The 19,383-nt window shown below is 68.3% G+C and carries 18 protein-coding genes and 1 pseudogene; 10 read left to right on the forward strand and 9 right to left on the reverse strand.

Going from position 1 to position 19,383, the window contains the following annotated elements:
* The first annotated feature begins 133 nt into the window (after positions 1-133).
* From KBI5_RS25250 to KBI5_RS11450, 4 genes are all read left to right on the forward strand, one after another.
* The gene (locus KBI5_RS25250; RefSeq protein WP_023841235.1) at positions 134-340 is read left to right on the forward strand and encodes a hypothetical protein; all 207 of its coding nucleotides are present in this window, start codon (positions 134-136) and stop codon (positions 338-340) included.
* Positions 341-463: 123 nt separating this feature from the next.
* Complete coding sequence (locus tag KBI5_RS26985) at positions 464-865, forward strand: hypothetical protein (protein WP_051623852.1); 402 nt, start codon at positions 464-466, stop codon at positions 863-865.
* Positions 866-1,217: 352 nt separating this feature from the next.
* Entirely contained in the window at positions 1,218-2,309 is a 1,092-nt protein-coding gene (locus KBI5_RS11445; protein WP_011436418.1) for an enolase C-terminal domain-like protein, read from the forward strand.
* Positions 2,310-2,448: 139 nt separating this feature from the next.
* A complete protein-coding gene (locus tag KBI5_RS11450; RefSeq protein WP_011436419.1) occupies positions 2,449-3,492 on the forward strand; it encodes a trypsin-like peptidase domain-containing protein in 1,044 nt (347 codons plus the stop codon).
* A 108-nt stretch (positions 3,493-3,600) separates the two neighbouring features.
* Here KBI5_RS11450 and KBI5_RS11455 read toward each other — a convergent pair whose 3' ends face one another.
* Together KBI5_RS11455 and KBI5_RS11460 are read right to left on the reverse strand one after the other, a co-directional pair.
* Positions 3,601-5,745 (reverse strand): SpoIIE family protein phosphatase, encoded by a 2,145-nt coding sequence (locus KBI5_RS11455; protein WP_198537640.1) that lies wholly within the window; start codon positions 5,743-5,745, stop codon positions 3,601-3,603.
* A gap of 159 nt (positions 5,746-5,904) precedes the next feature.
* On the reverse strand, positions 5,905-8,118 hold the full coding sequence (locus KBI5_RS11460) for a PQQ-binding-like beta-propeller repeat protein (protein WP_198537642.1): 2,214 nt from the start codon (positions 8,116-8,118) through the stop codon (positions 5,905-5,907).
* 247 nt (positions 8,119-8,365) lie between these two features.
* Here KBI5_RS11460 and KBI5_RS11465 point away from each other — a divergent pair, with 247 nt between their 5' ends.
* The 5 genes from KBI5_RS11465 (at position 8,366) to KBI5_RS11485 (ending at position 12,620) form a co-directional block, all read left to right on the forward strand.
* Positions 8,366-9,538: a cobalamin-independent methionine synthase II family protein gene (locus KBI5_RS11465; protein ID WP_085015217.1), complete on the forward strand. Its 1,173-nt coding sequence runs from the start codon at positions 8,366-8,368 to the stop codon at positions 9,536-9,538.
* Positions 9,535-10,374, forward strand: coding sequence for a 2-oxoglutarate and iron-dependent oxygenase domain-containing protein (locus KBI5_RS11470; protein WP_023841231.1), 840 nt, complete (start codon positions 9,535-9,537; stop codon positions 10,372-10,374). The genes KBI5_RS11465 and KBI5_RS11470 overlap by 4 nt, the downstream gene beginning before the upstream one ends.
* Before the next feature lie 108 nt (positions 10,375-10,482).
* On the forward strand, positions 10,483-11,148 hold the full coding sequence (locus tag KBI5_RS11475; RefSeq protein WP_085015218.1) for a GPR1/FUN34/YaaH family transporter: 666 nt from the start codon (positions 10,483-10,485) through the stop codon (positions 11,146-11,148).
* Positions 11,149-11,241: 93 nt separating this feature from the next.
* The gene (locus KBI5_RS11480; protein WP_011436425.1) at positions 11,242-12,021 is read left to right on the forward strand and encodes a phytanoyl-CoA dioxygenase family protein; all 780 of its coding nucleotides are present in this window, start codon (positions 11,242-11,244) and stop codon (positions 12,019-12,021) included.
* Entirely contained in the window at positions 12,018-12,620 is a 603-nt protein-coding gene (locus tag KBI5_RS11485; protein WP_011436426.1) for a phosphonate degradation HD-domain oxygenase, read from the forward strand. Before KBI5_RS11480 ends, KBI5_RS11485 begins: the two co-directional genes overlap by 4 nt.
* Before the next feature lie 414 nt (positions 12,621-13,034).
* Here KBI5_RS11485 and KBI5_RS11495 read toward each other — a convergent pair whose 3' ends face one another.
* Positions 13,035-14,048 carry a helix-turn-helix domain-containing protein gene (locus tag KBI5_RS11495; RefSeq protein WP_023841230.1) on the reverse strand — a complete coding sequence of 338 codons (1,014 nt, stop codon included), beginning with the start codon at positions 14,046-14,048 and terminating at the stop codon, positions 13,035-13,037.
* 101 nt (positions 14,049-14,149) lie between these two features.
* On the opposite strand from KBI5_RS11495, the gene KBI5_RS11500 reads away from it, so the two are divergent.
* On the forward strand, positions 14,150-15,451 hold the full coding sequence (locus KBI5_RS11500; RefSeq protein WP_133057010.1) for an MFS transporter: 1,302 nt from the start codon (positions 14,150-14,152) through the stop codon (positions 15,449-15,451).
* A 42-nt stretch (positions 15,452-15,493) separates the two neighbouring features.
* Here the strand turns inward: KBI5_RS11500 and KBI5_RS26310 are convergent, their stop codons facing one another.
* The 6 genes and pseudogenes from KBI5_RS26310 to KBI5_RS11525 form a co-directional block, all read right to left on the reverse strand.
* Complete coding sequence (locus KBI5_RS26310) at positions 15,494-15,661, reverse strand: hypothetical protein (RefSeq protein ID WP_157858559.1); 168 nt, start codon at positions 15,659-15,661, stop codon at positions 15,494-15,496.
* 70 nt (positions 15,662-15,731) lie between these two features.
* Complete coding sequence (locus KBI5_RS11505; RefSeq protein ID WP_085015220.1) at positions 15,732-16,961, reverse strand: O-succinylhomoserine sulfhydrylase; 1,230 nt, start codon at positions 16,959-16,961, stop codon at positions 15,732-15,734.
* Positions 16,958-17,680, reverse strand: a complete 723-nt coding sequence (locus KBI5_RS11510; protein ID WP_011436430.1) for an iron-containing redox enzyme family protein — start codon at positions 17,678-17,680, stop codon at positions 16,958-16,960. Before KBI5_RS11510 ends, KBI5_RS11505 begins: the two co-directional genes overlap by 4 nt.
* Positions 17,677-18,228 carry a hypothetical protein gene (locus KBI5_RS11515; protein WP_023841229.1) on the reverse strand — a complete coding sequence of 184 codons (552 nt, stop codon included), beginning with the start codon at positions 18,226-18,228 and terminating at the stop codon, positions 17,677-17,679. Before KBI5_RS11515 ends, KBI5_RS11510 begins: the two co-directional genes overlap by 4 nt.
* Positions 18,203-19,018: a homoserine O-succinyltransferase gene (locus KBI5_RS11520; protein WP_085015221.1), complete on the reverse strand. Its 816-nt coding sequence runs from the start codon at positions 19,016-19,018 to the stop codon at positions 18,203-18,205. Before KBI5_RS11520 ends, KBI5_RS11515 begins: the two co-directional genes overlap by 26 nt.
* A 92-nt stretch (positions 19,019-19,110) precedes the next feature.
* Positions 19,111-19,383: pseudogene (locus KBI5_RS11525) on the reverse strand (IS110 family transposase); the annotation flags it as partial.

Genomic DNA, 19,383 nt, shown 5'->3' on the forward strand with positions numbered 1-19,383 from the left:
GCCTGACGAATCCCAGCGGTAGGGGAGAACGTCCGCCCAGGTGGGAACGCTTACCTTGGCGGCCCGTGCAGATCGGCCGCCGTAGGTGGCACCAAGATTGCCAAAAAAGTCAGTCAGGAGGGAACACTCACTCATGGGCGCATTCGAAGAGGCGAAAGGCAAGATCAAGAAAGCGGCAGCCGATGTGACCGGCAGCGAAGGGCTGCGGCAGGAGGGGCAGCAGCAGGAGGAGAAGGGCCGGGAGCAGCGCGAGGCGGAAGAGGCCCGGGCTCAGGCTCAGGCCCACGAGAGGGAAGCCGAAGGCCACGAGCAGCGGGAGCGGTCCGAACAGGGGACCTGACCACGGTACGGATCGTGGCAACCGAGGCGGTGTCCCGCGGCCTGGAACCAGCCGCGGGACCAACAATGTGCGGGACCAACAATGTGGCGGATCGGTCGGACCGGGTGGGCGGCGCTCAGGGCCATGCGGACCGGGTGGGGGATCCTGCTGGTGGCGCAGCCCGGGCTGGTTCTGCGGGCCGCGGGCGGCCACTCCTCCAGCCGCGCCCGGCCGGCAGCCGTGCGGGTGCTGGGAGCCCGCCATCTCGTCCAGAGCCTGCTACCGCCGGGCCGGCTTGGCGTCGCTGCGGACTGCCTGCATGCCGCGAGCATGCTCGCTTTCGCCGCGGCCGTTCCCGGGCACCGCCGGCTGGCCTTGGCCGACTCCGTGGTGGCGTCGGCGTTCGCGGCGTCAGCGTTCGCGGCCGAGCAGCCAACCCTGCAGGAGGTCTCCGCGGCGAGGGGACGGGCCGCGCGGGGTGCGGGCGACGGCCCCGGCCAGACCGAGGGCGCAGCCGCCCAGCATCGGCGCTGCCGCCAGCCATAGCCAGCCTGTCCGGATCTGGCTGATCAGACTGGCCTGCAAGTCTCGCAGTACCGCCTGGGCGCTCGCCGGCAGAGCCGGCACCGCCCTGGTGACTCGGTCCCGCCGAAGGCTGGTGCGGCTGCCGCCGGTGCCTTGAGGTGACCGGCGGGTCGCGGGGGCCGAGGTTGTCTCCTGGCTTCGCCAGCCAAGGTGAACGTTCGGAGGAGGATTTCGTGCCGGAGGGCCGCCCAGCCCCGCGAGCCTGGCGGATCTTCCGTGGCCACGGAAGCCAACCTCGCCCACCCCGTCCCGGGGCAGCAGCCTGGGCGACCGGGTAGGCGTGGCGGGCCGCGGTTTCGGGGAGACAGCAGGCATGCCAGCGGTTGAGAGCGTGGAGGTCGCCGCCTACCTGGTGCCGACCGAGCAGCCCGAGTCGGACGGGACGCTGGAGTGGGGTTCCGTCACCCTGGTGGTGGTGACGGTCCGGACCGGCGGCCAGGCCGGTCTGGGCTACACCTACTGCCATCTCGCTGCCGCGGATGTCGTCGCGGGAAAGTTGGCGGCGGTGGTGACTGGCCGGGACGCGTTGCGGGTCGGTGCCTGCTGGTCGGCGATGCAGGCGGCGGTGCGGAACATCGGCCGTCCCGGCATGGCCGCAGAGGCGATCTCGGCGGTGGACATAGCGCTGTGGGATCTCAAGGCGCGGCTGCTCGGTGTCCCGCTGGTGGTGGCGCTGGACGCGGTGCACGACCGGGTCCCGATCTACGGCAGTGGCGGCTTCACGTCCTATCCGGACAGCCAGCTCTGCGATCAGTTGTCGGGTTGGGCGGCGGCGGGTATCCCGCGGGTGAAGATGAAGGTCGGCCGGGACCCGGCGGAGGACCGGAAGCGGGTGGCTGTGGCCCGGCGGGCAGTCGGATCCGACGTCGAGCTCTATGTGGACGCGAACGGGGCGTACAGCCGCAAGCAGGCGTTGATGCTGGCGGAGATCTTCGCGGAGCAGGATGTGCGCTGGTTCGAGGAGCCGGTCAGCTCCGACGACCTGGAGGGGTTGCGGCTGCTGCGGGACCGYGGCCCGGCGGGGATGGACATCGCGGCCGGCGAGTACGGCTACACGTTGTCCGGTCTGGAACGGATGCTGGCCGCGGGTGCTGTCGACTGCCTGCAGGTGGACGTCACCCGCTGCGGCGGCATCAGCGGGTTCCTGCGGGCGGCGGCGCTGTGCGACGCGCGGGGGATCGACCTGTCCGCCCACTGTGCGCCGCAGGTCAGCGTGCACGCCTGCACCGCGGTGTGGCATCTGCGGCACCTCGAGTACTTCCACGACCACGTCCGGGTCGAACATCTGCTGTTCGACGGGGTCCTCGATGCGCGGCCGGACGGGACGCTGGTCCCGGATCGGTCGCGGTGCGGCCTGGGCCTGTCGGTGCGGCAGCGGGACGCCGAACGGTTCCGGGTCCGATGACCGCGGCGTACGGCGAGGCGGACCACAGCACCGGGCCGGACGGGTCGATGCGCTGGGCTGTGTGCGCCGGCCCCGCCCGCTGTGCGTTCGGGCTGTTCTGATGGGTATGGCAGGAGCTTCTGGCGGGTATGGCAGGAGCGTGAGCCGGTTGACCGGCTGGATCAGTGGGATCGTCGCCGCTGCCGCGATGCTGGTGGGCGCCACCGGCTGCGGTACTGGCGGCGGGCCCGGCTCGCCGACGGCGGACCGGGCCGCCGCCGCGGACAGAGCCGGGCTCGGCGCCGTTGCGGGCATCGTCTCCGACGTCGAGCCGTCCGTTGTCACCATCCTGGTCGGGAACGAGCTGGGCAGCGGCATCGTCTACCGCGCCGACGGTGTCATCGTCACCAACCAGCATGTGATTGCCCAGGCATCCGGTGGAAAGGCCGAGGTGGCCTTCGCCGACGGCCGCCGGGTGGCCGGTCGGGTACAGGCCGCCGATGAGATCAGCGACATCGCCGTGGTGAAGGTGAACCGGACCGGCCTACCCGCCGCGACGTTCCGTAAGGATCTGCCCCAGGTGGGCGAGTTGGCGGTGGCGATCGGCAGCCCGCTGGGATTCGAGAACAGCGTCACCGCCGGGATCATCTCCGGCGTGAACCGGAACCTGCCCGTATCCGGTCAGCAGGGTGGGCAGGGGCGGCCGCTGGTGGACCTTATCCAGACCGATGCGGCGATCTCGCCCGGTAACTCCGGCGGGGCGCTGCTGGACAGCCAGGGCCGGGTCGTGGGCATCAACGAGGCCTACATCCCACCGTCGACCGGAGCCTCGTCGCTGGGCTTCGCGATACCGTCCGCGACCGCGGTTGACGCCGTTGAGCAGTTGCTGCGCACCGGGACCGTGAAGCACGCCTTCGTTGGYGTCCAGCTCGCCACCCTCACCTCGGCGATCGCTGAGCGGCTCGGACTGGACGTGCGTGCCGGGGCGCTCGTGCTGGCCGTCGTGCGCGGCGGGCCCGCGGGCAAGGCAGGTGTTCTACCCGGTGATGTCATCCGTAGCTTTAACGGCAAGTCGGTCGCCTCCGCCGGGGAGTTCTCCGCCAGGCTGCGCGAGGTATCCCCGGGTGACATGGTGACGCTAGGCGTCCACCGAGACGGCAGGGACCACACAGTGCAGGTCAGGGTGTCCGACCGGCCCGGCTGAGAGCTTCGCCGCCGATGCGGCGTCCCACCTCGGGGCTCGGCCCGGGGCTTCCGAGGATGCATCGACGCGCCGTCACGCGCCTGGGGACAGCGGGTTCGTGGACGAGATCTAGGTGAAGATTTCCGGGCCGGTGTCAGTGCCGGTGTCGAGTTGGCACCAGACCGTCTTGCCGGAGTGGGTAGGGCGGGTGCCCCACCGGGCAGCGAGTGCATCGACGAGGATCAGGYCACGACCGTGTTCTTCCTGCTCGTTGGGGTGGAGGACACGGGGGAGGTGACTGTCGCTGTCGGAGACCTCGATGTAGAGGGCCGTCGGGACGCTGCGGAGCACGAGTTCGCCGGGGACTCGGGAATAGCGGATCGCATTGGTGACGATCTCGCTCACCAGTAGTTCCGCGGTCTCGATGGTTTCGGGCTGCTGCCAGCGACGCAGCGCGGCGTTGACGGCGTGGCGAGCCTGTCCGACGGCCCTGAGGTCGAGGGTGAGAGGGATGGTAAGGGTGCGAGTGTTGATGGCCGCGGCGGCCCGGACGAGCAGGAGCGCCACGTCGTCGTCTCGATTGGCCTGATCGACCAGGCGCATCAGCCGGTCGGCGGTGGCGTCCGCGGTGCCGGCGTCCGCGAGAGCGTGCTGTAGCCGGCCGATTCCCTGGAAGATATCGATATCGCGTGACTCGACGAGGCCGTCGGTGTAGAGCGCGAGCGTCGCCCCGACGGGGAACGGGTAGCAGGTCTGGACGAAAACTTGCCCGCCGACACCGAGAAACGCGCCGCCCCCGCCGGTCAGGAGGCGGACCCGGCCATCGGGATCACGCAGGGCGGGAGGGGGGTGGCCGGCGTTGGCGAGGACTATCGTCGCGGTGGTGGGCTCAAAGATCGCGTAGACGCAGCTCGCCAAGGCACCGTCAGGCCCTGCCCCGATGGTCTGGGCAAGGTTGTCCAGGTGGGTGAGTACGTCGTCGGCGGGCAGATCGAGTGAGGCGAACGCCCGGCTGGCGGTGCGGAGTTGACCCATGACGGCGGCGGCGGTCACACCGCGGCCGGCCACGTCTCCGATGACGAGAGCTACCCGACCCGCCGAGAGCGGGATGAGGTCGAACCAGTCCCCGCCCACCTCGGCGTCGATCGGCGGACCCGGCTCGGCGCAGGGCGACCGGCCGGGAAGGGAGCCCGGCTCGTACCRCCAGGCGATGTCCATTCCGGCCACGGCCGGGATGTCGGGTGCAAGCAGGCTGCGCTGCAGCGTGACAGAAACCTCCCGCTCGCGAGCGTACGCGCGGGCATTGGCGATGGCGGCTGAGATACGTCCACCAAGGTTGGCGGCCATCTCGACGTCGTCGTCGGTGTAGGTACGCCCGGAAACGCCGACATGTACAACCATGACCCCATGAAAGTAGCGCCCCACCAGCAGGGGCACCGCGATCCCCCAACGCAGCAGCAGCCGCCGGAAGTAGTCGAGGAATCCAGGAGTCTGATATCCGCTGATCAACGATTCATCGTCGGCCGCGTGGTGAAACGGGCGACCCGACGCAAAGGCTTGGTAGATCGGAGAGTTTCGGTGGCAGTAAAGGATCTCTCCGGCGGCTGAGAACGGGATGTCGCAACTTTGCAGGGGCGGACCGGAAACGCGTGTTTTTATGGCGCGCCGCAATTCCAACAGCTCCGGTCGGGCGTCTGTGTCAAGGGGTTCGTCGAGCAGGTACACGCTGCAGGTGTCGGCGAATTCCGGTACCATAAAATCGGCTATACTCGCCAGTGTGGCGTCCAGTTCCAGGGATCGCCCGACGAGTGTGCTCGCCCGGGTGAGCAGCCGCAGTCGCCGCTCTGCTTCCGCATGCTTTCGCTCGGCACGGCGCTGATCCGTCACATCGACCAGCGTCACGCCAACCGCCGCGGGCACCCCCTCACGGTCCCGGAGCGGAAAGTGCGAAAAGCGCCAGGTGCGTTCCTCCTGCGGGAAAGCCACGCTCCTGCCGATGATCTCCGTGTCTTCAACTGATTCACCGCTGGCCAGGACCCACCGGGCAAGCTTCCACACCCGCGGGTCCATATCCGGCAGCAGCTCGGGGATGGATGTTCCCGCCAGTTGCTCGGGAGACAGGCCGTATATTTCCCGAAAGGACCGGTTGCTCCGTCGCACCCGCAGATCCGGATCGATAATTACCATCGCCGTCGGACTGAAATCGATCAGTTGCGTGCCCAGTAGCGAATCGAAACCGGCATCCAGTGCGTAGTCYGACGAAACGTCCGACAAGGTTCTCCTCGGCTCAGACGTCATTAAATCACATCCCCCTGTGTGGAATGATCATCTCCTGGTCTAATACCCAGGAACTTAGGATCAAATCAGGCCTGGGACTACGGTGGGTGGCGGTCCCGCGGGTAGGTGCCAGAATTCGGTTGCGGATGGCGCTGGTCATGAGGCAGACCGCGATGCCGGACCGGCAAGCATGGGGCGGGTTGCGGTGGCGTTGATGTCGAGCAGGTGAACGACCGCGTCGGTGCTGAGCACGACGAGGGTGTTCGATCCGAGCAGGACAGGCTGGGTGGTGACGGGCGCCGCGACGTCGCCGACCAGCAGCGGACCAGCGGGGCTGTCCAGTTGCCAGATACTGCCATCGAGCAGCACGATCATCGGTCCGAGTGGGGTATGGACGGCAGTGGTGGGCGCGCCGGTACCAGTGGACCGGTAGGGACCGTAGGCGGGGCGCAGCCCGTGCAGGTGCTGGCGGTCGAGGATGCCGCCGTGATCCGGGTCGAGCCGGTGCGCGATGCCGTCGCCGGTGACGAGCACGATTGCCTCGTCGGTGACCAGGGGAGCGGCTGTGGAGAAGCGGCCGGTCAGGGTGGTGCGCCACCGAGTCTGGCCGGTGGAGAGGTTCAGCCGCTCGAGGGTGGGTCCGGCGGTACGGAGCAGCAGCGCATCGGTCCCGTCAATGGCGACCAGCGAGCTGGAGGGCGGTGGTGTGCCGGGCGGATCGGTCCAGGTGATGGTGCCGTCGCGCAGGTCCAGGGCGGTCAGGCCCGGGGTGGGGCCGCCGAGGGGCAGCACGGCCAAGCGGTCGGTGGCCAGACCGGTTCCGTAGGTGAGCAGGGTGTCGACCTGGCCGAGCTGGTCGCGGTGCCAGGCGATATCCCCGGTGTCGAGGTCCAGGCAGGTGACGCCGCCGACGTCACCGACGATCAGCCGGCCCGCCGCGGTGAGGATGGGGGTGGCTAGCAGCCGGCGTCGCTGCCGGTGTGGGAGGTGTCGGGTCCAATGGGGTGCGCCGGTGGCTGGGGCGAGCGCGGTGAGGGTGCCCGCATGGCTGCACGCCAGGATCTGGTCATGGCCGGCGAGAACGCCGGTGATGGGGTCGTCTGCGGCGCGCACCGTCCACAGCACGTCGACTCGGCTGTCGTTACTGCCGGTGTTGGAGGGGTGTAGGCGGGTCAGGTGTCCTGCGCCGTGGGTGTCGGTGCTCGGTGCGATGACGGTGCCGGCGATGGTCGCGAGGGTGCCCAGATGTTGATGGGCGCCGATCGAGTGGCTGGTGGTGCGGGGCGAGGCCGGGGCATCGGCGCGAGACGTGGTCGGTGACCGTGGCGGTTTCGGTAGCGCCGGGATCGTGTCGTGCCGTAGATCCATAGTTCTCAAGCCGGGGGTGAGGGTGATGAGGCGGAGCTGCGGTGGTGACCAGTCCAGTCCGCCGAAGCTGGYTGCGGGCGTGCTGAGCAGGTGACAGCCGCCGACGTTGCGCTGCGCGTCGGCATGCCAATGTCCCGACAGGACGGCGAGGAGGCTGTCGGGTGCGGCACTGTAGCGGATCAGTTCGAGTGTGTCGTGGTCGGGCTGGTCGTGGGTGAGCACGACGACTGGCAGCCCGGGGGTTCGGGTGGCGAGATCGGTGATTATGAAGCGTTGCTGATCGGTGTCATCGATCGCGCACCAGGCGCTGAACCAGTCCAGGGCGAGGAGGTGCACGCCGGCCAGGTCAGCTGACCACCAGCGCGGGCCCATGGCCTGCTCGTAGCGGGTGAGGGTAGCCGCGCCGAGAAACCCGCCACCGTGGGGGGTGTCGCTGGGGTGGGGTTGGTGGCGGTGGCCGTAATGGTCGTGGTTACCCGGCACGATCTCTACCGGCAGCGGCGCTGCGGCGAGGGAGTCGAGTACGCGCCTGAACTCTTCGGGTGTGCCGTGGTCGGTGAGGTCACCGGTGATCACGGCGAATGCCGCGCCGTGGTCGGCTGCGGTCCGCAGCGCGTGGTGCAGGCCGCTGGTGGTGTCCGTCTGGTCGCCGTAGCGGGCGGCGAGCTCGACCGCCTGGGACGGGTCGCCGTCGATCGCGCTGACATGCGTGTCCGTGATGTGCGCGAATCGCAGCTCCCCTGAGGGAGCCGAGGGTGGTTGTGGATCGCTGCCGGTGCGGCTTGGGTGCAGCTGAAACAGCACCGGCTCCCCCGCTGCCGGGTGCTGCCACCAGCGGCCCGTCCAGCCGTTGGGGCGCCGGGCCCAGACCGGGCGCCCCGGCACGGTGCGGAGGCTGAACGAGCCGTCGTCGCGAGTGAATGTCCAGGTCCGCCCGTCGCTTACCGCGATCCCTGCGAGCGCGTTGCCGTGGATGGTGAGCACGGCGCCGATGATCTGCATGCCTGAGTCTAGTCTCCGACAATAGATCATTTACAACCCTTCGCATCATTATGTATGTAATTTCCTTACGGAAGTAAGATGTTGTTTAGATAAAGTTTCCCTTGGCCTGTCAGTGTCACCGCCATGACCCCACCCGGCCTCGCGCTGCCACCGCAGTCACAGGGGGCGGCCTCGACGAGGCTGTCCGGGTGGCCGGTGCTGTCCGGAACCGTCTGTACCGCTTAGTCCACTTGATGGAGGAACTGTCATGAAACTCAGCAGCGACCGCATCCTGACCACGCACACCGRCAGCCTGCCCCGACCGGCCGGGCTGGCCGAGCTGATCCGGGCCCGGGAACAGGAGACCCTCTCGGTCGCGGACGCCGAGTACCTGCCCGAGCGGATCGCGGACGCGGTTGGCGTGGTCGTCGGCCATCAGGCGCAGGTCGGGCTGGACGTGATCAGCGATGGCGAAATGAGCAAGATCGGGTACGCCACCTACGTCAAAGAACGCCTCACCGGTTTCGACGTGGACGTTGCCGTTCCCGAGGGCGGCGGCCTGTCGATCGCTGATCTGGACGACTACCCTGGCATGGCCGAACGTTCCCTGGCCGGCTTGGAGACCGCGACACCGACCTGTACCGGTCCGATCAGCTACACCGGCACCGCCTTGCTCRATACCGATCTGGCCAACTTCGCAGCCGGCGTCAGCTCAATCTCGGCAGGATCGGGTCAGCCGACCGAGCGGTTCATGAATGCCGCGTCACCTGGAGTTATCGCGCTCTATCTTCCGAACCAGTTCTATGCCAGTTTGGATGAGTACCTGTTCGCGTTGGCCGAAGGAATGAGGGCCGAGTACGAGGCGATCACCGCAGCCGGGCTGGTCCTGCAGATCGACGCCCCGGATCTGGCGATGGGTCGGCACATCCAGTACGCGCACCTGTCCGAGCAGGGATTCCTGGACCGGCTGCGCGTGCACGTTGAGGCGATCAACCACGCGCTACGCAATATCGACCCGGCGAGGGTGCGGGTGCACCTGTGCTGGGGCAACTACCAGGGCCCGCACCACAAGGACGTCGGCCTGGACGTCATCCTGGACACGATCATTCAGCTCAAGGCCGATGGGCTGGTATTCGAGGCCGCCAATCACCGCCACGCACATGAATGGCAGGTGCTGGCCGACGCGAAGATTCCCGAGCAGAAGGTCCTCATCCCGGGTGTCATCGACACCTCCAGCGTCTACGTCGAACACCCCGAACTCATCGCCCAGCGCATCACCCGCTTCGCCGACATCGTCGGCCGCGAGCGCGTCATCCCCGGAACCGACTGCGGCTTCGCGTCCTTCGCCACCTTCCTCGCCGTCGACGAGAGCCTGGCCTGGGCGAAAMTCGAATCCCTCACCGCCGGCGCTCGACTGGCCAGCGATCGACTGTGGTCATGACCAGCACCACCCCGACCCACAGCACGACCGAGCACGACGCGGCGCTGCCGGTGCTCGACCTGCGCGAGTTCGACCCTGGCACTGATCCCGCGGTGCGCAGCCGGTTCCTTGAGCGACTGCGCGAGACCTGCCATGACGTGGGTTTCTTCTACCTGGTGGGGCACGGCATCGGTGACACCCTGTTCCGGGAGGTCGAGGAGGTCACCCGAGCGTTCTTCGCTCTGCCCGAAGCCGATCGAATGGCGATCGCGATGACCCGGTCGCCACACTTCCGTGGCTACACCCCACTGGGTGGTGAACTCACGAACGGTCGGGCCGACCGGCGCGAGGAGATCGACCTCGGCGAGGCCACCATCAAAGCCATCCACTACCCTCCGTCCGGACCTGGCTGCGATCATCAAGGCGTTGGCACCCACCGGGACTTCGGGCTGCTCACCTTCGTCCTGCAAGACGCCGTCGGTGGACTGCAGGTGGAGCGCGACGGATGCTTCTTCGACGTCCCGCATCTGCCCGGCGCCCTGGTCGTCAATCTCGGCGAAATGCTGCAGCTCGCCACCCACGGCTACCTCAAGGCCACCGTCCACCGCGTCATCAGCCCACCCGCTGGCGTGCGGCGATTCTCGGTTATCTACTTCTTCAACCCGCGCCTGGACGCCACCCTCACTCCCATCGACCTGCCCGCCGAACTTGCCGCCCAGGCAACGGGCGGACACAGCGCTGACCCGGACAACCCCATCCTCGCTACCTACGGCGAGAACATCCTCAAGGTGCGGCTGCGTGCCCACGCCGACGTCGCGCAACTCCACCACGCAGATTTGCTCGCCGCCGAGAGCTGACCTGATCCACCGGCACACCGCAACCCGCCTTCGTGCTGGCCCGCGCGCCCCGCGCCCCACGGCTCCCACGCGCGCCCAGTCATCCCCTGAACAGAAAGGCGATCCGCCATGACCGTTGATGCCCCGCCCGCATCGGTGGCAACGCATGTACCGCTACTGACCGAGGCCGAAACCCCGCCCGACCCACCGGTCACGAACCCGCTGCGAGGCAACCCCGGCATCGTCGGCATCCCGATTACCATCGCTGGCGCGCTCGGACTCGGCTTGGTCGACGCCGGCTACGTGCCCGCCGAGGCCGCCGCCGCCGGCATCCCGACCATCCTCGCCGCAACCTCGATCGGGCTGCTGCTGGCTACCGTCTGGGCCGCCGCGCTCGGGCAAAATGCCTCGGCTAGCCTGTTCGCCGTTTTTTTCGGCTTCTACGCCAGCTACGCCGCACTCGCCCTCGGACTCGGGCACAACTGGTACGRCATCCCCGATGCCCAGATCGTGCACACGCAAGCCATCTGGCTGATCTRYTGGCTGGTCACCATTGCCATGCTCACTCTGGTCACCATACGGCTACCTTGGAGCTTCACCCTGCTCCTCGGCCTGGTCGACGTCGCCCTCGTCCTGCTGCTCGTCGGCACCCTGGAGGCCAACACCACCTTCATCCATCTCGGCGGGTACGTGGTCTTCGCCTTCGTTGCCGTCGCCGTCTACCTGTATGTCGATCTTATGTGGAGCGAGACCGGTGGCCGTGGACTTCCTCTCGGTAAGCCTCTCGTATCTTGACTCGGTCGCTGTAACAAAGTTGCATCACAGCGTCTCTTCTTGATACAAGAGTTACACAGACGTTCTGGTTGACCGGCTCCTCGGAGGCTCACGTTGCTGACCGATTCCCTTGACCTCACGACCTGGCAGGCCAGTGGCGTTCTTCTCATGGACGGCTTCCTTGGCCCGGAGCGCCTGCGGGAGGTGCGACGCTGGGTCGAYGAGATCGAGGCCCTGCCGGGCCGCGAGGACGGTCTGCTGCAGTACGACGAGACCACCGGGGACGGATTCTCGGTGCGGTGCCGCACCGAGAACATCGTGCCCTTCCATGACGGCATGCGTGCCTTGCTCACCCGGGGCACGCTGCTCGACATTGCCAGCATGTTGCTCGGCGAGCCCGCCGTCCTCTACAAAGAAAAGATCAACTATAAGGAACCCGGCGGCGCCGGGTTCGCCCCACACCAGGACGCGCCCGCCTACCCCTTTGTCCGGTCCACCATCACCTGCATGATCGCTATCGACGATTCCACCACCGACAATGGCTGCCTGGACGTCGTCGAAGGCATGCACCACGAGCCGCTCCCCACCGACGATGTCGGCTGCATCCCCGCCAGTCTCGCCGAGACCCTCCTCTGGAAACCCGTCCCCGTCCGCGCTGGGTCGTTGCTCTGGTTCAACTGGTACGTCCCGCACCGCTCCGGAGTCAACACCTCACCACATCGTCGCCGGGCCATCTACCTCACCTACAACGCAGCCTCCGACGGTGACCACCGCCACCACTACTACCAGGAAAAGCAGCACCGCCTAGCCGCCGGCACCGACCGAATCAGCCTCATCGGCCACTTCACCGGCGACAGCCACGTCAGCGCCCGGGGCGCCGAGGAATCTGCATGAATACCGACCGGCTCCTCCACGGCACCTTCACTGGCGCGGACGAGTTCTGCGATGAACTGTTCGCCTACCTCACCGCCGTTGGCCAAAGTCAATACGACGAAACCGTCACCCAACTCGAACACGCCCGGCAAACCGCCGCCCTCGCCGAAGCCGACGGCTATGACCAGGCCGCGCAGGTCGCCGCGCTGCTGCACGATATCGGCCATCTCCTCCTCGACGAACACGACGCGCACCACAATTTCCTCGCCGAAGACCTCCATCACGAAATCGTCGGAGCACGCTACCTGACCCGATGGTTCGGCCCCGATATCGGCACTCCGGTCGCGCTGCACGTCAAAGCCAAGCGCTATCTCGTGGCCACCGACCCCGCCTACGCCAACAGCCTGTCCGTAGCCTCCACCCGAAGCCTACGCGTCCAAGGCGGCCCGATGACTGGCAGAGAAGTCGATGCCTTCCTTTGCCTGCCACATGCCGACCTCGCCATCGCGTTGCGTCGATGGGACGACAACGCCAAGCGAGCCGGCGTCGCGGTACCGGAACTTGACCATTGGCGTCCGGCTGTCTGCCGGCTGGTCAATGAGGCTTCCGCGGTGGTTTGACAGGCGGGTATGGCCCCTGACCGCCCGTCATCCGTGAAGGCGAGGAACGCGTACTGTTCTGTGCGGGTCAGGCCCGTGCCGCGGGCGATACTCGTGCCCGCCGACGCGGAAGTCCAGCTCGTGATGGGCTGTCCCCGGCTCGTTGGGTAGATGGAACCAGCGCTTTCGTATTGCGAAGTCAGCGAAATCGGCCAAGATATGACTTGGCGCTGCCGCCAGGTGCGGGCCAGGGTGAACAACCCGTGAATGAGGGGTGAGCCTGCCGCCGTTGATACGGTGTCGCTGTCCGCTTCGCCGGTGAACTCGGCAAGGGTCGCGCCAAAGTCGGCGCACACGCCGCGCATCGTCCGTTCGCAGGCGTCGAGCATCGCCTCATCGAACACGCCACGCCGGTACTTCGTCTGGACCCGGCTGTTACGGGGCGAGTTCGTCGGCACGCCCACTCGCTCGGCGCGGGCGGCCCTGGTAGGAGGCGCGGTAGGCGGACGGCGTGTTGGCGGCGTCGCGGGCGAGGTGGATCCGCAGGTTGGCGGCGGTCCCCAGTCCGCAACGGGCGGCGATCCGATCCACCGGCAGGTCGGTCACCTCGAGCAGCAGCCGCGCCTCGGCGATCCGGTGGGCGAGCAGCCACTGCCTGGGCGTGACGCCGTACTCGGCGATGAAGCGCCGGGCGAACGTGCGCGTCGCGTAGCCAGCGTGGCCGGCGAGATCAGCGACGGACAGTGGCTCGGCGAGCCGTTCCAGCGCCCAGTCGCAGGTCGCGGCCAGCCTGCCAGGACCGCCAGAGCCGGGCTTTGGACCGGGCACCGGGCGGCGTAACAGCTGGGCTTGGCCGCCTGCGCGATGGGGCGCCACCACCAGCCGGCGGGCGACGCGGGTGGCGACGGCACTGCCGAGGTCGCGCCGCAGTATGTGCAGACACAGGTCGATCCCCGCGCACACTCCGGCGCTGGTGAGGATCCGCTCCCCGTCGACGTAGAGAACGTTCGGGTCCACCTGCACCGTCGGATGGCGGGCGGCGAGGTCGCCCGCGTCCTCCCAGTGGGTGGTGGCCCGCTGACCGTCGAGTAGCCCGGCGGCAGCGAGGGCGAACGCTCCGGTGCACACCGACATCAGTCTGACGCCGCGGTCGGCAGCCGCGCGCAGCGCGTCGAGCACCCCTGGTGCGGGTGTGACCAGTGGGGCGTACCCGGGGACGACGACGGTGTCAGCGGCATCCAGCGCGGCGAGCCCGTGCGCCACCTCCAAGGCGAAGCCGGTGGTGGTGGGCAGCGAGCCAGGCTGCTCCGTGCACAGCGTGAACGTGTAATGCTCGGCCAGGTCCAGGTGGCCGAACACCTGGGCCGGGATCGCGAGGTCCATCGCGACGGTGGCCGGGACCGCGAGGGCCACCACGGCGTGGCGAGTGGCCGTTTCCTTATGCAGCACGGCAGAACAGCCTATTCCGCTGCGCACTCGGCGCCCGGCACTCTGGCCTCGTGTCCAGCAAGCCGCTGCCCCGCCGGGCCGACCCGAAGGATGCGGACCCGATGACGACTCGAGACGCCGCCGACGCACCTGAAGTCGCGTCCCCTGCTGGTCGTAGCCGGCGGAACACGGCGCTGATTTTCGCCGCGACGCTCGCGTTCACGCTGTCGCTGGCCGGGTCGGCGTTGAAGAACACGATTCAAGTGGACTTCTCGCCGATCGCAGTGGACCTTGGTGTCAGCCGCGGGACGTTCGCCTGGTCGACGACGGTCTTCGCTGTGGTCATCGCGGTGGCGAGCCCGGTCGTCGGGGTGCTGGCCGATCGGTTCGGCGGCGCGGCCGTGCTGGTCAGCGGAACGGTGCTCGCCGGTGCCGCCTTCCTGATCTGCGCGGCGGCGCCGGGGGTGTCGCTGTTCGCGTCCGTCTACGGCGTGCTCGGCGCCTTCGCCTTCACGATGCTCTCGTACGTTCCATTGGGAAAGCTTGCCAGCGAGCTGTTCACCGCCCGCGGGGAGGGCCTGGCGTACGCGGTCATGACGAACGGCCCGGCTGTCGGGTTCATCGTGCTGGTGCCGCTGTGGGTGTGGCTCGGCGCGTTCGCGTCCTGGCGGGCCGTCTTCGTCGTCGCCGGTCTGTCGATGCTCCTCGTGCTGACCCCACTTGCGCTGCTGCTGTATCGGCTGTCCGGCCAGGACGAGCCGGCGCCTACGGCGACGCCGGGCACACCCGGGACCGCGGACGACGCGCGGCTCGGCTTCGGGGACCGGTTGCGGCTGGCAGCCGCCAACCCTGTGTTCCTGGCGCTGACCGTCGCGTTCACCGGCTGTGGGATCACGATGGCGTTTGTCGACGTTCACCTGGTCACCGATCTGCACGAACATGGCATGAGCCCGGGTGTCGTCAGTGGCACCCTCGCCATGCTGGGCGTCTTCGAGATCCTTGGCTCACTGGCCGCCGGCCGAAGGTGTGACCGGGGCCGGGTCCGGCAGACCCTGCTTGTCGGTTACGCGCTGCGCGGCGGGGCGATGGTGCTCGTCGCCTTCGACGCGACCGTAACCGCCTCGCTGGCCTTCGGGGTCATCTTCGGGGCGAGCTATCTGGCGACGGTGGTCGCGACCACGCTGTGGATTGGCCGGGTGCTGCCCGAGGGCGCCCGGGCCACCGGCCTCGGTCTGCTGTGGACGCTGCACAGCATCGGCGCCGCTCTCTCCAGCCAGCTGGGCGCGCTGGTCGCCGACTCGTACAACTCCTATACGCAGGTCGCGATGGGCGAGGCGCTGCTGGTCGGGGTGTCGTTCCTGCTGATCGCCCGGCTGCCCGCGCCACGCCCGGCGGCCCTCCCCGCCGGCGCTTCCCGGCAATGAGCGGTCTGCGTGGCACCCTGTCGAGCCCTGGAAAAACCGGGATCACACGCCGTGGCGTTTCGGGCCGGGCCGCCGACTTATGGTCTCCAGCAACACCCGCTTCTCCGGCGTCAGCATGATCGGGAATCGGTGCCCGGCGAGCCGGGCAAGCACCGCGGCCAGCTTCGTCACGGCGTTGTCCGGGGCGCCGGCGGACCAGGTAGCCGGCACCGAGGGCTCCGCGCACCGAGTACCTGCTCATCGAACTGGCCTGGCGCCTGCGGGGCTGTCGGCTGCGGGTTCATCGGGCGCGGGCCCCGGYAGGCCTGGTCGCTGCGAACGCCCGGGCCAGATCGGCGACGATGTCCTCGACGTCCTCCAGGCCGACCGATAGGCGCAGCAGGCCGTCGGTGACGCCGGCGGAGTCGCGCTGTGCCGGCGTGAGCCGGCCGTGGGTGGTGCTTGCCGGATGGGTGATCATCGACTTGGTGTCCCCGATGTTTGTCGTGTTCGACACGAGCTCAAGCCGGTCGACAAACGACCAGCTGGCCTGCTGGCCGCCGTACAGCTCGAAGCTGATCACTCCGCCGTGCCCGGACTGTTGGGCGGCTACCAGCTCCCGCTGCGGGTGATCCGCGCTGCCGGTGTAGTGCACCGCCCGTACGTCCGGTTGGTCGGCTAGCCAGGCAGCCACCACCGCCGTGTTGGCGTCGTGCGCCCGCATCCGCACCGGCAGCGTCTCCAGGCTCTTCAGGAAGATCCACGCGTTGAACGGGCTGAGGCTCGGGCCCGCGGTGCGCAGCACACCGTGCAGCTCGGAGATCAGGCCCGCGCGGCCGGCGACAACGCCGCCGCCGCAGCGGCCCTGACCGTCGATGTACTTGCCGGCGGAGTGCAGAACGAGGTCTGCGCCAAACACGATCGGTTGCTGGAACACCGGGGTGCACAGGGTGTTGTCGACCAGCAGCAGCGCGCCGGCGGCATGTGCGAGCTCTGCGAGGTACCTGATGTCGGCCACGGCCATTACCGGGTTCGTGGGGCTCTCAACGACGAGCATCCTGGTCTGCGCACGCATTGCGCGCGCCCAGGCGGCCGGGTCGGTCACCGGAACGACGGTCGTCATGACGCCGAACCGGTCCAGATAGTGAGCATAGAGCCGGGTCGTGGTGCCGAAGACACCCTCCGCAAGCAGGACATGGTCCCCGCCGCGCAGCAGCCCGAGCGACACCGCCAAGAATGCGGCCATCCCGGACGCGGTCGCTACGGCGGACTCGGCACCCTCCAGCCGCGCGACGCGCTCCTCGAACGCGCGCACCGTCGGGTTCGTGAACCGGACGTAGACGTTGCCGGGGCGCCGCTGCGCGAACTTCTCCGCCGCGTCGTGCGAGTCGTCGAACAGGTAGCTCGACGTGAGTACCAGCGCCTCGCTGTGCTGGTCGTCAACGGACTGGCGATGGCCGGCACGCACCGCCTCCGTCGCCAGTCCGCGGCGGGTGCCGGAGGCCGTACGGTTGGAGGACGGAGGCGTCATGCGGGCAGCAGCCGTCCGGCCAGGTATTCCTGGTAGATGCCCTCGTACATGCCGTAGAACAGCTCGCAGGTATGCGCTACGGCGTAGAGCGCCTCCTGCTGCATCTGCTCCGTCGTGCACAGGTCTGCGACGAGGTCGAGGCCCTGCTGAGTGTGGGTGATGTCCTCGACCTGGTGCACCGAGAAGAACAGCAGGTCCCTCGGCTCGAGCCCGTACACCCGACCGAACAGGATGTCGCGGCTCTCGCTGCCTAGCTTCTCCAGGTTCTGCCCCTCGCTCGCGATGGTGACCGCGGCGGCACCGACGTGATAGCGATCCGGATCCTTCACCGCCGCGAGCCGGTAGTCGATCAGCTCCTGGGTCGTCGGCAGCGCGACGGCGGCATCCCGGGTCTCGTCGTCGATCCCGATCGCTAGCAGAAAGTCCTGCATCAGCTTGACGTGGTTCCGCGTCTTCGAGATCCGCCCGGTCTCCTCCTCGTAGAGGTTGTGCAGCAGGCGCCGCTTGTGCCGGGGGAGCGGGCAGTAGAAGAACAGGTGCTCGACGTAGGTAAGGAAGTGCTTGGTGAGCTGGTAGCCCTGTAGCGCTACCTGCTGGAGGAAACGCGGCTGAGGGTTGTCCGCGTCCAGTAGAAGCCCGAACACCGGGTGGGCGATGGTGAGGTGCTGGTGCAGGGTCTCCTCCAGGGACGCCCTGAACCTGTCCCGCGGGAGCGTCATCGGCTCGTCCTCTCTGCGATGGCGGCTTGTGGGGTGGTGTGGCGGCGAGTGGGATCGGCACGACGGGCCAGCCGGTCGGCCGTGACGGCCTGTAGCTCGGACACGGCGTGAGTCATGTAAAGGCCGCGGTGGCTGATGCCCCGCACTCGGCTGTAGTCGTCCAGCACGCCGTAGGTGGTGAACCCGAAGCCGCTCCAGACCCGGTGGGCTGGGGAGCCTTCGCGGACGTCGATGAGAACGCGCTCCACCCCGACGTCGGCGAGTCGCTCGCAGACGGCGAACACGAGCTCGATCACCGCACCGGTGCGACGGATCCGGGGACGCAGGTATGCCTTGCTGACCTCGCTGAGATGCCGGCAGTTCGGCATCGAGTTCAGGGCGACGACGCACATCGCGCAGACGCCCTCGTCGTCCTGGCCGAGCAGGACGAGCGCTTCGCCTGTGCCGACCCGACGGGCGAGGTCCTCCGCGAAGCCCACGCCCTGGGCCGGCGTAACCGGCTCGGTGAAGCCGAGGATGCCGTCATCGATCACGCTCGCGGCCAGCATCGAGGCGAGGTCCGTACTGTACGGACGAACATCCGTTGGCCAGGACCAGGTCATCCTGGTGCCGTCCGGCGGCTGGTCGGGTAGGTGGGTCATTGATCCTCCCGGTGGATCCGTCGGCGACCCTGCGGATCCAGTTCGCGGTCATGGCGGTCGCCTCCGCGGTCCACCGCCGGGCGACGTCAGGCAGCGGCCCGACAGTGGGCAGCTGTGTGGCCAGCGTGGGAGAGCGCTGGCTGCGGGCGCGCCGGGCGAACGCGGCGAGCCGCCGGCTTGCGGTATCGGCCAGGTAGCCCTCCGGGATCGGCGGGTACGGCGCGTCAGGGTCCGTGAGGAAGACCCGGACGTCGCGGCGGTACTCCCGCAGCAGCATGTCGGGCAGGTACTCCGGGTGACCTTGGACGAAGACCTGACGGACCCCGTCCTGACTGGTCGCTACCGCCCAGTCAGAGCCACCGGTAAGCAGCTCCAGGCGCACGCCGCAGGCGACGAGTTCGTCACGGTCCACAGTGTTCCATCGGGAATGCGGCATGGTGACGACGTCGGGCAGCCCGACGGTGAGCGGGCCGCGTCGTGCGACGGTCTGATGGTCGAGCACRCCGACCCTCTTGTGTGCCAGTCGGCGGCGCTRCACGCCGCACATCTGGTGGAGGGCTAAATGCGCAGACAGACAGGAGAACACAGTGAAGAAATTCCGTCTCCGGCTGAGGTCGAGAATCCGCTCGATCACCGGATAGCCCGGGTCCTTCTGAGGAGTGAATTGCTGGACCGCGGAGGGGCTGGTTCCGGGCATGCGGGAAGGCGCTGGGAGCCGGGCTTCCAACGCTGGTCTTATCGGTATTCGGTGCRCGTGCTGCGGGTGTTCCTTTCTGTCTGGGGTAGCGGCTATGCCGCTGGTGTGATGGTGACGGTGTAGCCGAGTTTCTCCAGTTCGCCGACGAGGTTCTTCCGGCGGCGTTCAGGGTCCCGGCGTCGGYGGGCATGCCAGTCTCCGCCGAGGTCCTGGTAGACGGTCTTGTTCGCGATGATGTGCCAGTAGGCGATGAGAATGTCGTGGCGGGTCGCGCCGATCGCTTTCAGGACACCGCGGCGGCCACGGACCTGGGCGTGGTGGGACGCCAGGTAGGTGTCCTTGCTCCGGGCGGCGGCGTGCGCGGC

It is taken from the genome of Frankia sp. KB5, from assembly GCF_002099325.1.
Lineage (GTDB): Bacteria > Actinomycetota > Actinomycetes > Frankiales > Frankiaceae > Frankia > Frankia casuarinae.